Below are 13,802 nucleotides of genomic sequence, written 5' to 3' on the forward strand. Positions count from 1 at the left end.
GTCCAGCACGAACGTGTACGGGTCGGCGCCGCGTGATCCGGCCGTGTTCACCGAGACCGCCAGGCCGCGAGCCCCGTGGTCAGGCCGATGAACAGCACCGCGCACACGGGCACCACGAACAGTGCCACGGTGTGCCCCGGCAGTCCCTGCCACACGCCCACGGCGTCGCCGAGCCGGCCGGGGACACGGCTGCCCAGGGCATCGGTGAGGGCCGCGGCGGCCACCGAACCGAGCAGCGCGTACGCCAGGTGCTGGAGCAGGAAGACCCGGACGACCTGGCCGGGTGTGAAACCGATCGCCTTCAGCACCGACAGGTCCCGCAGATGCCCCCGGATACGGGTGGCGATCGCCCCGTGCACGGCGAACCCCGCGGCGGCCAGCGCGCCCAGCCCGAACAGGCCGAGCACCTGGCCGAGCAGCCGGTTGTCGCCCTGGGCCGCGGCGCGCGCCTGCTGCCAGGTGGAGACCTCGCCGACCGCGCCCGCGCCCAGCACCGTGACGGCACGCTGCACCGCGTAGTCCGTGTCGCCCGGGGCGTCGAGGCGCAGCCCGATCACCTGGCCGCCGGGGGCGCGTACGGCGGACGGCAGCGCCCAGACCAGCCCCGGCTGCTCACCCGGGCTGTAGTGCGGCTCGGCGCTGTCCGCGATGCCCTCGACGGTCAGGGTGCGGGCGGTACCGGGCAGCGTGAGGGTGTCGCCCGGCTCGGCCAGCAGGGCCCGGGCCAGGCTGCTGTCCAGTACCACGCCGTCCGGTTCGGCCGGATCCAGCCAGTGCCCGGCGGTGAGCAGCGGCCGGCCGACGGAGGGCCGCTGGGAGACGCCGCGCAGCTCCACGGAGGCGCGGCTGCCGCGTACGGCGACGGTGGCGGACTCGGTGCGGTAGGGGCCGGCGACGGACTCGACGTCGTCCAGGCGGGCGAGCCTGTGGGTGTCCGCGGAGGGGACGGTGTGGATCCATACGTGTGCCCCGCGGGCCTGTGTGAAGATCCGCTGCCAGGGGTTGGTGGCGTAGCCGAACAGGGCGGTGGCCAGCAGCAGCGAGGCGACGATGCCGGCGGTGGCCAGCACGAGGAACAGCGCCTCGCCACGATGTGTCCGCAGATCGGAGTGCGCCCAGCGCAGCGTCGCCCGCACGTACCTCAGCCCCTTGCCCCGCGACGCACCACGCCCGTGACCCCTGACCCGCGACGCACCATCAGTCCCTCAGCTCCAGCACACCCGAGATCCCCGACTTCCGGGACGGTGGTGCGCCGTCGAGGCGCGCGTCGTCGGCTATGCGGCCGTCGAAGAAACTGATGACGCGGTCGGCGGCGCTCGCCAGCCGGGCGTCATGCGTGACCAGGACGATGCTCTGCCCACGCCCGTGGAAGCGGGACAAAAGCCGCATCACCTCGCGCGTGCCCTTGCTGTCCAGGCTTCCGGCGGGCTCGTCGGCCAGCAGCAGCGGCGGATGGTTGACCAGGGCCCGGGCGAGCGCGACCCGCTGCTGTTCGCCGCCGGACAGCTCGCCCGGCATGCTGCGCTCCTTGCCCGCGAGCCCCAGCTCGGCCAGCAGCTCTTCCCGTTCGGCGCGGGCCTTCTTCGGCGGGACGCCGGCCAGCAGGGCGGGCAGCTCGATGTTGTCGGCCACGGACAGGTTGGACACCAGGTTGAAGAACTGGAACACGATCCCGATCGCCTTGCGGCGCTCCACCGCCCAGCGCGCCTCGCTGAAGGAGTCCGTGCACCGCCCGTCCAGCCAGATGCTGCCCTCGTCCGGCCGCTGCAGCCCGCCGAGCAGGTGGAGGAGCGTGGACTTGCCGGCACCGGACGGGCCGGTGATCGCCACGAACTCGCCGCGGGCCACGGAGAGATCGACCCCGCGCACGGCATGTGCGGGCGCACCCTCGCCGTGGTGGGTCTTCACCAGCCCCTCGGCGCGCAGCACCGGAGTGCCCTCGGTGCGCGGCACTGGAGCAGCGTGCTCGCTCATTCCAGTTCCTCCTGGCACCGCTCCAGCCAGTCGAGGTCGGCCTGCAGATGCAGCATCGCGCCCTCGATGAGCAGGTGGGCGATTCGGTTGTCCCGGTTCTCGGCCGCGGCCAGTTTCGACAGGTTGCGCATGGTGGTGAGGTACTGGCGCCGCTGCTTGTTGATGAGGGCGATCTGATCGGCGAGACCGGTCTGCGGGGCGACGGCGAGCTTCATGAAGAACTCGTCCCGTACCCGCGGCTCGTCCTCGGTCTCCTCGAACCAGGCGTGCAGCGCTTCCCGCCCGGCGTCGGTGAGGTGGTAGACCTTCTTGTTGGGCCGGCTGGACTGCTCGACGTCCTCGCCCTCGATCAGTCCCGACTTCTCGAGGCGGCCGAGGGTGACGTAGATCTGGCCGACGTTCGGCTGAGGGTACGCGGAGCCCAGCAGTAGCTCAAGGTCCTGCTTCAGTTCGTAGCCATGGGCCGGACCACGGGCGAGGAGTGCCAGGAGGGGCAGGCGCACTCGTGCTGTCCTCCTGTCTGCTCACAATGTGCTCCAGACCCTAGTATCGCCCATACCTAACAGGTATACATGGCCTCTGACTCCCGGGCGAGGGTGCCCGGAGCCGTGTGTACGTGTTCAGGGAGGAACCTATGCGGTGGATACGCGCCGCCGGTAGGGGCCTCCTCGTTCTCGCCGTGATCATGACCGGGTACGTCGCCTCCGGTGCACGTGCCGACGAGGTCGCGGGCGAGGGCCGCGGCCCGCTCACCCTGGCCACCGCCGGCGACCTCACCGGCTATCTCGGCCCGCTGCTCCAGGGCTGGAACCGTACCCATCCCGGTGAGAAGGTCACGCTCGTCGAGCTGCCGGACTCCGCCGACGAGACCCATGCGCAGATGACCACCGACCTGCGCGGCGGCGACCGGGGCCGCTTCGACGTCCTGAACATCGACGTCAACTGGACCTCGGAGTTCGCGGCGGCCGGCTGGATCCGCCCCCTGCCGCGCGACCGCTTCCCGCTGAAGAGCTTCCTGCCCCCGGTCGTGGACACGGCCACCTATGACGGACGGCTGTACGCGGTCCCGTATGTCACGAATGCCGGACTCCTCCTTTATCGCAAGGACATCCTCGCCAAGGAGGGCGTGCCCCCGCCGCGCACCTGGGCGGAGCTGGAGCACGACGCGAAGACGATCGCGCCGAAGTACGGACTCGGCGGCTACGCGGGTCAGTTCCTGCCCTACGAGGGACTCACCGTGAACGCGGCCGAAGCCGTGTACTCGGCGGGCGGCACGATCCTCGGCGACGAGGGCACCCGGGTCACCGTCGACTCGGCGGCGGCCCGAGAGGGCATCGGCTTCCTCGCCCGCGGCATCCGCGAGGGGTGGATACCGAGGGCGGCGCTGACGTACAAGGAAGAGGAGTCCAAACAGGCCTTCCAGGACGGCAGGCTGCTCTTCCTGCGCAACTGGCCCTACGTCTACGCCGTCGCCTCCGCCAAGGGCTCCAGGGTGGCCGGGAAGATCGGCGCCGTGCCGATCCCCGGCCCCGACGGACCGGGGACGAGTGTGCTCGGCGGCTCGAACCTCGCCGTCAACTCCCATACCCCGCACCCCGATTCGGCCGCGCGTCTGATCGCCTACCTCACCAGTGCGCCCGTCCAGCGCCAGGTGCTCGTCCGGGGTGCGCTGCCGCCCGTACGGGCCGCGCTCTACCAGGACCCCGCGCTGGTGCGACGGTTCCCCTATCTGCCGACCCTGCGCACCGCCGTGCTCACCGCCGCCCCGCGCCCCAAGAGCGCGCACTACGACCAGGTCAGCCTGGTGGTCCAGGCGGTCGTGCAGGACGCCCTGACGGGGCACGAGACGCCCGCGGCGGCGGTGCGCCGACTGGCGCGGGAGTTGGCGGCCGTCTCCGGTCGCTAGTTACTTGTTAAGTAACGCCGACATCTCATCTGCTGCCCGAGTGCCCTGACAAGTCCGGATTTGTCGGCCCAACTTGACAGTAGCAAAAGTTCTTTTCATTGACACCCCCGCGATACGCCTACCTAACATGCATGCATGTTGAGTAAGCACCACTGGTGGCGCGACGCCGTCATCTACCAGGTGTACGTCCGCAGCTTCCTGGACAGCACCGGCGACGGCATCGGCGATCTGGCCGGGGTCCGCGCGGGGCTGCCGTATCTGAAGAAGCTCGGTGTCGACGGCATCTGGCTGAGTCCCTTCTACCCCTCGCCGCAGCACGACCACGGCTACGACGTGGCCGACTACTGCGACGTCGACCCGCTCTTCGGCGACCTCGCCGAGTTCGACCTGCTGATGGCGGCCGCCCGGCGGCTCGGCATCAAGGTGCTGCTCGACATCGTCCCCAACCACTGCTCCAGCGAGCACCCGTGGTTCCGCGAGGCACTGGACAGCGCACCCGGCAGCCAGGCCCGTGCCCGCTTCCACTTCGCCGACGGCCGTGGCCCGGACGGCAGCGAGCCGCCCAACAACTGGCACGCCATGTTCGGCGGCCCCGCCTGGACCAGGGTCGGCGACGGCCAGTGGTACCTGCACATGTTCACGCCCGAGCAGCCCGACTGGAACTGGCGCGACCCCGAGGTCGCCGCCGAGTTCGACCGTGTGCTGCGCTTCTGGCTGGACCGGGGCGTCGACGGCTTCCGCATCGATGTGGCGGCCGGGCTGTACAAGCACCCCGAACTGCCCGACTCCGACGACCCGGAGGCCGACGCCCGCACCCGCGACTCGGTCAACCCGCTCGCCTGGAACCAGCCCGAGGTGCACGAGGTGTGGCGCTGGTGGCGCGCCGTGTGCGAGGAGTACACCGCCCGAGACGGCCGCGAACGCCTCCTCGTCGGCGAGGTCTCCGTCCCCACCGCCCGCGAACACGCCCTGTACGTCCGCCCGGACGAACTCCACCAGGCCTTCTTCTTCGACCTGCTCGGCGCCCCCTGGGACGCCGACGCCTTCCGCAAGGTCATCTCCGAGGCCATGCAGGACATCGCCGGCACCGGCTCCACCGTCACCTGGGTCCTCAACAACCACGACCAGGTCCGCACCGTCACCCGCTACGGCGAACCGACCCCCGAAGGCAGCGGCCTGGGCCCCGCCCGCGCCCGCGCCGCCGCACTGCTGATGCTGGCGCTGCCCGGAGCCGCGTACGTCTACCAGGGCGAGGAACTCGGCCTGCCCGAGGTCGTCGACCTGCCCGACGACGTCCTCACCGACCCGATCTACCGCCGCACCGGCAGCCGGGCCCGTATACGCGACGGCTGCCGGGTCCCGCTGCCCTGGTCCGGGCAGGCCTCCCCGTTCGGCTTCACCTCCGGCGCCGAGTCCGCCAAGCCCTGGCTGCCGCAGCCGGAGTACTTCGCCGAGTACGCCACCGACCGCGCCCTCGCCGACACCCGCTCCTTCTGGCACCTGTACCGCGACGGCCTCCAGCTGCGGCACACCCTGCCGCAGCTGGGCGAGGGCACACTCCGCTGGCTGGACTCCCCGCCCGGCGTCCTCGCCTTCACCCGCGGCGACGGCCTGGTCTGCGCCGTCAACTTCGGTACGGCCCCCACGCCCGCCCCCGTCTCCGGCACCCCCCTGCTCTCCAGCGGCCCCTGCCCGGCCGGCGTACTGCCCGGCGCCACGGCGGCCTGGTGGCTGAGCGACCTCTGACCCGACCCGTCACCTCCCAACCCCCGAAGGGACATCAACGATGATGCGACGACGTACCACCCTGCTCACCGGCTGTACCGCGCTCACCCTGGCTCTCGGCGCAACCGCCTGCGGCGGCGGACCGGTCTCGGCCGGCGGCGGCGACAAGGCGCTCAGCGGCCAGACGGTCACCGTGGCCGGCGTCTGGACCGGCAGCGAACAGAAGAACTTCCAGAAGGTGCTGGACGCCTTCACCGCGAAGACCGGCGCCAAGACGCAGTTCATCTCCACCGGCGACAACGTCTCCACCGTCGTCGGCAGCAAGATCGAGGGCGGCAACGCGCCCGACGTCGTGATGGTCCCGCAGGTCGGCGTCCTCGACCAGTTCGCGAAGAAGGGCTGGCTCAGGCCGCTGTCGCCGACCGCCCAGCAGACGGTCACCGCCGACTACGCGCCCGTGTGGAAGAAGTACGGCAGCGTCGACGGCACCCTGTACGGCCTGTACTTCAAGGCCGCCCACAAGTCGACCGTGTGGTACAGCCCTGCTGCCCTCACCCAGGCCGGGGTCAAGCCGCCGAAGACGTACGACGAGCTGCTGAAGGCCGGGCACACCGTCTCCGACTCCGGCCTCGCCGCCTTCGCCGTCGGCGGTGAGGACGGCTGGACCCTCACCGACTGGTTCGAGAACGTCTACCTCTCCCAGGCCGGACCCCAGAAGTACGACGCCCTCGCCGCGCACAAGCTCAAGTGGACCGACCCGTCCGTCGTCAAGGCGCTCACCACGCTCGGCAAGCTGTTCAAGGACAAGCAGCTTGTCGCCGGAGGCCAGAAGGAGGCCCTGAACACCGACTTCCCGAGCTCGGTGGAGAAGGTCTTCGGACCCAAGCCGGAGGCCGGCATGGTGTTCGAGGGCGACTTCGTGGCCGGCGTCGCACACGACCAGTTCGGCAAGGCGATCGGCAAGGACGCGAACTTCTTCCCGTTCCCGGCGGTCGACGGCGGCACGTCGCCGGTGGTCAGCGGCGGTGACGCGGCCGTCGTCCTCAAGGACGGCAAGAACGCCAAGGCCGGCATGAAGCTCCTGGAGTACCTGGCCACGCCCGAGGCCGCGGCCGTGTGGGCGAAGGCGGGCGGCTTCCTGTCCCCGAACAAGAAGCTCGACCTCGCCTCGTACAGCGACGACGTCACCCGCGCCACCGCCAAGTCCCTGGTGGGCGCCGGAGACTCGGTCCGCTTCGACATGTCCGACCAGGCACCGGCGGCCTTCGGCGGCACCAAGGGCGCGGGCGAGTGGAAGCTGCTGCAGGACTTCCTGCGCGACCCCTCGGACCCGAAGGGCACCGCGGCGAAGCTGGAAGCCGCGGCGGCCAAGGCCTACCAGGACTGAGCGGCAGCAACCATGACCGCCACCACACTCGAGAAGCAGCAGGCGGGCCCGCGGGCCGCCGGCCCGGCGCCCGTGCGCCGCGGCCGGCGGCGCGCCCGGCTGGTCGCCCTGCTCTTCGTCTTCCCCGCGCTGCTCCTGCTCGGCGCGCTCGTCGTCTACCCGGTGCTGTTCTCCGTCGGCCGCAGCTTCTTCGACGCCTCCGGCACCCGGTTCGTCGGCGGTGACAACTACACCGAGATGTTCCGCGACCCGGCGACCCTGAAGGCCATCCGCAACACCACCATCTGGGTGGTCGTGGCCCCGGCCCTGCTCACCGGCCTCGGCCTGATCCTGGCCGTCCTGGTGGAGAAGGTCCGCTGGGCCACGGCGTTCAAGCTGCTGCTCTTCATGCCGATGGCGGTGTCCTTCCTCGCCGCCGGCATCATCTTCCGGCTCGCCTACGACGAGGACCCGCACAAGGGCGTGCTCAACGCGGCCGTGGTCTCCGTCCACGACGCCTTCAAGGGCACGTCGTCGTATCCGACGGCCCGGGGCCGTCCGGGTCCACTGACCCAGGACAAGGACGGTTCCTGGAGCACGACCGCCTCCAGCGGCCACTCGGTGACGCTCCCGATGGTCGGCGTCCTGCCGAAGGACCTGCCCAAGGACGCCTCACCCGCCTACCCGGCGGCCGGCCGGAAGGCCGCCACCGGTGAACTGCGCGGTGTCGTCTACCTGGACTTCACCCCCGGCGGGGGCGGCAGACAGGGCAAGGTCGACCCGAAGGAGAGCGGGCTGCCCGGCATGAAGGTCGAGGCGGTGCGGGACGGCGCCGCGGTCGCGAGCACGACGACCGCGGCCGACGGCTCCTTCCGCTTCTCCGGACTGCACCCGGGCCCGTACACGGTGAAACTCCCCGAGTCCAACTTCGCGCCGCCCTACCAGGGCGTCTCCTGGCTCGGCCCGACCCTCGTCACCCCGGCGATCATCGGCGCGTACCTGTGGATCTGGACCGGCTTCGCGATGGTCCTGATCGGCGCGGGCCTGTCCACACTGCCCCGGGACGCGCTGGAAGCGGCCCGCATGGACGGCGCGAACGAGTGGCAGATCTTCCGCCGGATCACGGTCCCGCTGCTCGCACCCGTGCTCACCGTGGTCTTCGTGACCCTCGTGATCAACGTGATGAAGGTCTTCGACCTCGTCTACATCATCGCGCCCGGCCCCGTGCAGGAGGACGCCACCGTCCTCGCCACCCAGATGTGGCTGGTGTCCTTCGGCGGCGGAAACAACCAGGGCCTCGGCAGCGCCCTCGGCGTGCTGCTCCTGCTTCTGGTGATCCCCGCGATGGTCTTCAACGTCCGCCGTTTCCGCAGCAGTCAACGATGAGGAGTCTGCGATGAACGCCCTACGGCGCTCCCTGGGCAACGGTCTCGTCCAGGCCGTCCTCGTGGTCATCGGCCTGGTCTGGCTGACCCCGCTCGCGGGACTGTTCCTGTCCTCCCTGCGCTCGGCGCAGGACACCGCGAAGGGCGGCTGGTGGACGGCCCTGGCGAGCCCCGGCCAGCTGTCCTTCGCCAACTACTCGGCGCTGCTGAAGAACTCCGGGATGACGCAGGCGTTCTGGAACACGGTTCTGATCTCGGTGCCGGCCACGACCCTCGTCGTGGTCATCGCCGCCCTCGCCGGATACGCCTTCGCCTGGCTGGACTTCCCGCTGCGCGAGCCGCTCTTCCTGCTGGTGGTGGCCCTGTTGGTGGTGCCGGTCCAGATCGGTCTGCTGCCGGTGGCCAAACTCTTCGGCGCCCTCGGCCTGTTCGGCACGATCCCCGGTGTCGTCCTGTTCCACGTGGCGTACGGGCTGCCGTTCGCGGTGTTCCTGCTGCGCAACTACTTCGCGGAGATGCCGAAGGAGATGCTGGAGGCGGCGCGGATGGACGGCGGCAGCGAGTGGCGTATCTTCACCCGCCTGGTCCTGCCGGTGGGCCGGCCCGCGATCGCCTCGCTCGCGATCTTCCAGTTCCTCTGGGTCTGGAACGACATGCTGGTCGCCCTGCTCTTCGCCGACAGCTCCTCCCAGCCGCTGACCGTGCAACTCCAGTCGCAGATCCGGCAGTTCGGCAGCAACATCGACGTCCTGGCACCGGGCGCGTTCCTGTCCCTGATCGTGCCGGTGGTGGTGTTCTTCGCCTTCCAGCGGCACTTCGTGCAGGGCGTGATGGCGGGGTCGGTGAAATGAGGGACGGCGGGAACCGGAGTTCCCGCCGTCCGTTGTTCCAGGTAGTTCTGGACCAGCCTCACGGCGACGCGGGCGGATACAGCGACCGGGGCAGCTGCGAAGCCGCAGCCGCGTCCAGCAGCCACAGGGTGCGGGCACGGCCGTACGCCCCCGCCGCCGGTGCCTGGATCTCGCCGGCGCCCGACAGGGCGATGGCCGCGGCCTCCGCCTTGTCCTCGCCGGCCGCGAGCAGCCACACCTCGCGGGCCGACCGGATCGCCGGAAGGGTCAGGCTGATCCGGGTCGGCGGCGGCTTGGGCGCGCCGTGCACGCCGACCACCGTGCGCTCGGTCTCCCGTACGGCCGGCAACTCCGGGAAGAGCGAGGCCACATGGGTGTCCGGGCCGAGGCCCAGCATCAGGACGTCGAAGGTGGGTACCGGGCCGTGGTTCTCGGGCCCGGCCGCCTTCGCCAGCTCCGCCGCGTACGCCTCGGCCGCCGCGTCGACGTCCGTACCGTACGGGCCGTCGGAGGCGGGCATGGCGTGCACGCGCTCCGGGTCCAGCGGGACCGAGTCGAGCAGGGCCTCGCGGGCCTGCGTGACATTGCGCTCGGGGTCGCCCTCGGGGAGGTAGCGTTCGTCACCCCACCACAGGTCGAGGCGGCCCCAGTCGATGGCGTCCCGCGCGGGCGCCGCCGCCAGTGCGGCCAGCAGGCCGTTGCCGTTGCGGCCGCCGGTGAGGACCACGGACGCGGTGCCCCGGGAGGCCTGCGCGTCCACGATCTTCGTGATCAGGCGGGCCGCGGCGGCCTGGGCCATCAGTTCCTTGTCGCGGTGGACGACCAGCTGCGGAGTGCTCACTTCGCCGCCGCCTTCCTCGCCGGTGCCTTCTTCGCGGTCTTCGCGGCGGCCTTCTTGGCCGGCGCCTTGGCCGCTTCCTCTTCGGGCTCGGGCTCGGCCACCGGCTCCTGGGCGGACTGCTCCTGAACAGACTGTTCCGGAACCGTGTTCAGCCGCTCCACCCCATAGCGCAGTGCCGAGGCGTAGGTGTCGTCCGGGTCGAGCCGGCGCAGCTCCTCCGCGATCAGCTCGGCGGTCTCCCGCCGCTTCAGCGCCACCGCGCGGGCCGGCTGGCCCTCGATGGACAGCGTGGCGAGCGAGCCGTCCGCCCGGTCCAGCACGATCGGACCGCAGTCGGTGTCCATGCGGACGGCCGTCAGGCCCGGGCCCGAGGACAGCGAGCGCTTGACCGGTACGTCCAGCCGGTCCGCGAGCCACATCGCCAGCAGCTCACAGCTCGGGTTGAACTCCTCGCCCTCCACCTCGACGGTCTTCACCTCACAGACCACCTGGTCCAGGGCCGCCGCGAGCATCGAACGCCACGGCGTGATCCTGGTCCAGGACAGGTCGGTGTCACCGGGCGTGTAGGCCGCGGCGCGGGCGGACAGCTCCCGCACCGGCTGCTCGGCGGCGTAGGTGTCGGTGACCCGGCGCTGGGCGAGCGCGCCCAGCGGGTCCTTCGCCGGGTCCAGCGGGGCGTTCACCGGCCACCACACGACGACGGGCGCGTCCGGCAGCAGCAGCGGCAGGACGACCGAGTCGGCGTGGTCCGCGACCTCGCCGTACAGCCGCAGGACCACCGTCTCGCCGGTGCCCGCGTCCGCGCCCACCCGCACCTCGGCGTCCAGCCGCGACGACGTGCGGTCGCGCGGGGAGCGGGAGACCCGCTTGATGACCACCAGCGTGCGCGAGGGGTGCTCGCGCGAGGCGTCGTTGGCGGCCTTCAGGGCGTCGTAGGCGTTCTCCTCGTCGGTGACGATGACGAGGGTGAGGACCATGCCGACGGCGGGGGTGCCGATGGCACGGCGGCCCTGCACGAGCGCCTTGTTGATGTCGCCGGCGGTGGTGTCGGTCAGGTCTATCTTCATGGCCGGCGCCAGCTCCGTCCGTCTCGTGCGAGCATCTCGTCCGCCTCGGCGGGACCCCAGGTGCCCGACTTGTACTGCGCGGGCCTGCCGTGCTTGTCCCAGTACTCCTCGATCGGGTCGAGGATCTTCCAGGACAGCTCGACCTCCTCCGTACGCGGGAAGAGGTTGGCGTCGCCGAGCAGCACGTCCAGGATCAGACGTTCGTACGCCTCCGGGCTGGACTCCGTGAAGGACTCGCCGTAGGCGAAGTCCATGGAGACGTCCCGGATCTCCATCGAGGTGCCCGGCACCTTGGAGCCGAAGCGGACCGTCACGCCCTCGTCGGGCTGGACGCGGATGACGATCGCGTTCTGGCCCAGCTCCTCCGTCGCCGTGGTGTCGAAGGGGGAGTGCGGGGCCCGCTGGAAGACGACGGCGATCTCCGTCACCCGGCGGCCGAGGCGCTTGCCGGTGCGCAGGTAGAAGGGGACGCCCGCCCAGCGCCGGTTGTCGATCTCCAGCTTGATCGCCGCGTACGTGTCGGTCTTCGACTTCGGGTCGATGCCCTCCTCTTCGAGGTAGCCGATGACCTTCTCGCCGCCCTGCCAGCCGCCCGCGTACTGCCCGCGCACGGTGCTGCGGCCCAGGTCCTTGGGCAGCCGTACCGCGCCGAGCACCTTCTCCTTCTCCGCGGCCAGCGCGTCCGCGCCGAAGGAGGCCGGCTCCTCCATGGCCGTGAGGGCCATGAGCTGGAGCAGGTGGTTCTGGATGACGTCACGGGCGGCGCCGATGCCGTCGTAGTATCCGGCCCGGCCGCCGATGCCGATGTCCTCGGCCATGGTGATCTGCACATGGTCCACGAACGACCGGTTCCAGATCGGCTCGAACATCGTGTTGGCGAACCGCAGCGCCAGGATGTTCTGGACGGTCTCCTTGCCGAGGTAGTGGTCGATCCGGAACACCTGGTCCGACGAGAACACCTCGTGCACGACCTTGTTCAGCTCCTCGGCCGACTTCAGGTCGTGGCCGAACGGCTTCTCGATGACCGCGCGCCGCCAGGAACCGCCCGACTGGTCGGCCAGCCCGTGCTTCTTCAGCTGCTGGATGACCACCGGGAAGGAGCTGGGCGGCACCGACAGGTAGAAGGCGAAGTTGCCGCCCGTGCCCTGTGCCTTGTCCAGTTCCTCGATGGTGGCGCGCAGCCGCTCGAAGGCGTCGTCGTCGTCGAAGGTGCCCTGGACGAAGCGCATCCCCTGGATGAGCTGCTGCCAGACCTCCTCACGGAACGGCGTGCGCGAGTGCTCCTTCACCGCGTCGTGCACGACCTCGGCGAAGTCCTCGTGCTCCCAGTCGCGGCGGGCGAAGCCCACCAGCGAGAAGCCCGGCGGCAGCAGACCCCGGTTGGCGAGGTCGTACACCGCGGGCATCAGCTTCTTGCGGGACAGGTCGCCCGTGACGCCGAAGATGACCAGACCGGACGGCCCCGCGATCCGCGGGAGCCGTCGGTCGGCCGGGTCACGAAGCGGGTTCGCTCCGGAGCCGGAAAGGGGTGACAAGTCAGCCCTCCGAAGGGGCGAGGCGCTCGAGCTCCGCCTGGGTGGACTTCAGCAGGTCGTTCCAGGACGCCTCGAACTTCTCGACGCCCTCGTCCTCCAGCACCTGCACGACGTCGTCGTACGAGATGCCGAGCTTCTCCAGCGCGTCCAGGTCGGCACGCGCCTGCTCGTAGGTGCCGGCGACGGTGTCACCGGAGATCTCGCCGTGGTCCTCGGTGGCCTCCAGCGTGGCCTCCGGCATGGTGTTGACCGTGTTCGGGGCGACCAGCTCGGTGACGTACAGCGTGTCCGGGTACGCCGGGTCCTTCACACCGGTCGACGCCCACAGCGGACGCTGCTTGTTGGCGCCCGCGTTCTCCAGCGCGTTCCAGCGGTCGGACGAGAAGACCTCCTCGTACGCCTGGTAGGCGAGGCGCGCGTTGGCGACGGCGGCCTTGCCGCGCAGCGCCTTGGCCTCGTCGGTGCCGATCCCCTCCAGACGCTTGTCGACCTCGGTGTCCACGCGGGACACGAAGAACGACGCCACGGAGTGGATCTTCGACAGGTCCAGGCCGCGCTCCTTGGCCTTCTCCAGGCCGGAGAGGTAGGCGTCCATGACGGCCCGGTACCGCTCCAGGGAGAAGATCAGGGTGACGTTGACGCTGATGCCGAGGCCGATCGTCTCGGCGATCGCCGGCAGACCCGCCTGGGTGGCCGGGATCTTGATCAGGGTGTTGGGCCGGTCCACCAGCCAGGCCAGCTGCTTGGCCTCGGCGACGGTGGCCCTGGTGTGGTGCGCCAGGCGCGGGTCGACCTCGATGGAGACCCGGCCGTCCTTGCCGCCGGTGGCGTCGAAGACCGGGCGCAGGATGTCGGCGGCGTCGCGGACGTCCGCCGTGGTGATCATGCGGATGGCCTCTTCGACGGTGACCTTGCGGGCGGCGAGGTCCGCGACCTGCTGCTCGTAGCCGTCGCCGGCGGAGATCGCCTTCTGGAAGATCGTCGGGTTGGTGGTGACGCCCACGACGTGCTGCTGGTCGATCAGCTCGGCGAGGTTGCCGGACGTGATCCGCTTGCGCGACAGGTCGTCCAGCCAGATCGCGACGCCTTCCTCGGAGAGGCGCTTGAGTGCGTCTGTCATGGAATTACATCTCCTACGTGTCGTATATGAGC

11 protein-coding genes and 1 pseudogene are annotated in these 13,802 nt (G+C 70.6%); 5 read left to right on the forward strand and 7 right to left on the reverse strand.

Annotation, left to right across the window (positions count from 1 at the left end; translation table 11 throughout):
• Nucleotides 1-53 precede the first annotated feature (53 nt).
• The 3 genes and pseudogenes from ABZ624_RS24905 to ABZ624_RS24915 all read right to left on the reverse strand — a co-directional run.
• Nucleotides 54-1,136: pseudogene (locus ABZ624_RS24905) on the reverse strand (ABC transporter permease); the annotation flags it as partial.
• Between the two features lie 61 nt (nucleotides 1,137-1,197).
• Nucleotides 1,198-1,974 (reverse strand): ABC transporter ATP-binding protein, encoded by a 777-nt coding sequence (locus tag ABZ624_RS24910; protein WP_360092966.1) that lies wholly within the window; start codon nucleotides 1,972-1,974, stop codon nucleotides 1,198-1,200.
• The gene (locus ABZ624_RS24915) at nucleotides 1,971-2,477 is read right to left on the reverse strand and encodes a PadR family transcriptional regulator (RefSeq protein WP_360092969.1); all 507 of its coding nucleotides are present in this window, start codon (nucleotides 2,475-2,477) and stop codon (nucleotides 1,971-1,973) included. The genes ABZ624_RS24910 and ABZ624_RS24915 overlap by 4 nt, the downstream gene beginning before the upstream one ends.
• Before the next feature lie 131 nt (nucleotides 2,478-2,608).
• Between ABZ624_RS24915 and ABZ624_RS24920 the strand changes: the two genes are divergently transcribed.
• The 5 genes from ABZ624_RS24920 to ABZ624_RS24940 all read left to right on the forward strand — a co-directional run bounded on the left by ABZ624_RS24920 (nucleotide 2,609) and on the right by ABZ624_RS24940 (nucleotide 9,207).
• Complete coding sequence (locus ABZ624_RS24920; RefSeq protein ID WP_360092972.1) at nucleotides 2,609-3,880, forward strand: ABC transporter substrate-binding protein; 1,272 nt, start codon at nucleotides 2,609-2,611, stop codon at nucleotides 3,878-3,880.
• Between the two features lie 135 nt (nucleotides 3,881-4,015).
• On the forward strand, nucleotides 4,016-5,626 hold the full coding sequence (locus ABZ624_RS24925; protein ID WP_360092975.1) for a glycoside hydrolase family 13 protein: 1,611 nt from the start codon (nucleotides 4,016-4,018) through the stop codon (nucleotides 5,624-5,626).
• Nucleotides 5,627-5,666: 40 nt separating this feature from the next.
• Nucleotides 5,667-6,992 carry an ABC transporter substrate-binding protein gene (locus tag ABZ624_RS24930; RefSeq protein WP_360092978.1) on the forward strand — a complete coding sequence of 442 codons (1,326 nt, stop codon included), beginning with the start codon at nucleotides 5,667-5,669 and terminating at the stop codon, nucleotides 6,990-6,992.
• A gap of 12 nt (nucleotides 6,993-7,004) precedes the next feature.
• Nucleotides 7,005-8,357 (forward strand): sugar ABC transporter permease, encoded by a 1,353-nt coding sequence (locus ABZ624_RS24935; RefSeq protein ID WP_360092981.1) that lies wholly within the window; start codon nucleotides 7,005-7,007, stop codon nucleotides 8,355-8,357.
• Nucleotides 8,358-8,367: 10 nt separating this feature from the next.
• Nucleotides 8,368-9,207 carry a carbohydrate ABC transporter permease gene (locus tag ABZ624_RS24940; RefSeq protein ID WP_360092984.1) on the forward strand — a complete coding sequence of 280 codons (840 nt, stop codon included), beginning with the start codon at nucleotides 8,368-8,370 and terminating at the stop codon, nucleotides 9,205-9,207.
• A gap of 58 nt (nucleotides 9,208-9,265) precedes the next feature.
• Here the strand turns inward: ABZ624_RS24940 and pgl are convergent, their stop codons facing one another.
• The 4 genes from pgl to tal are packed head-to-tail and all read right to left on the reverse strand — an operon-like array spanning nucleotide 9,266 to nucleotide 13,770.
• A complete protein-coding gene (gene pgl / locus ABZ624_RS24945; RefSeq protein ID WP_360092987.1) occupies nucleotides 9,266-10,048 on the reverse strand; it encodes a 6-phosphogluconolactonase in 783 nt (260 codons plus the stop codon).
• Entirely contained in the window at nucleotides 10,045-11,115 is a 1,071-nt protein-coding gene (gene opcA, locus ABZ624_RS24950) for a glucose-6-phosphate dehydrogenase assembly protein OpcA (protein ID WP_360092990.1), read from the reverse strand. Before opcA ends, pgl begins: the two co-directional genes overlap by 4 nt.
• Nucleotides 11,112-12,650, reverse strand: coding sequence for a glucose-6-phosphate dehydrogenase (gene zwf / locus ABZ624_RS24955; RefSeq protein WP_360092993.1), 1,539 nt, complete (start codon nucleotides 12,648-12,650; stop codon nucleotides 11,112-11,114). The genes opcA and zwf overlap by 4 nt, the downstream gene beginning before the upstream one ends.
• A gap of 1 nt (nucleotide 12,651) precedes the next feature.
• The gene (gene tal / locus ABZ624_RS24960; protein WP_360092996.1) at nucleotides 12,652-13,770 is read right to left on the reverse strand and encodes a transaldolase; all 1,119 of its coding nucleotides are present in this window, start codon (nucleotides 13,768-13,770) and stop codon (nucleotides 12,652-12,654) included.
• Nucleotides 13,771-13,802: the final 32 nt, after the last annotated feature.

This window comes from Streptomyces sp. NPDC007205, assembly GCF_040634095.1.
In the GTDB taxonomy this organism is placed as follows: domain Bacteria; phylum Actinomycetota; class Actinomycetes; order Streptomycetales; family Streptomycetaceae; genus Streptomyces.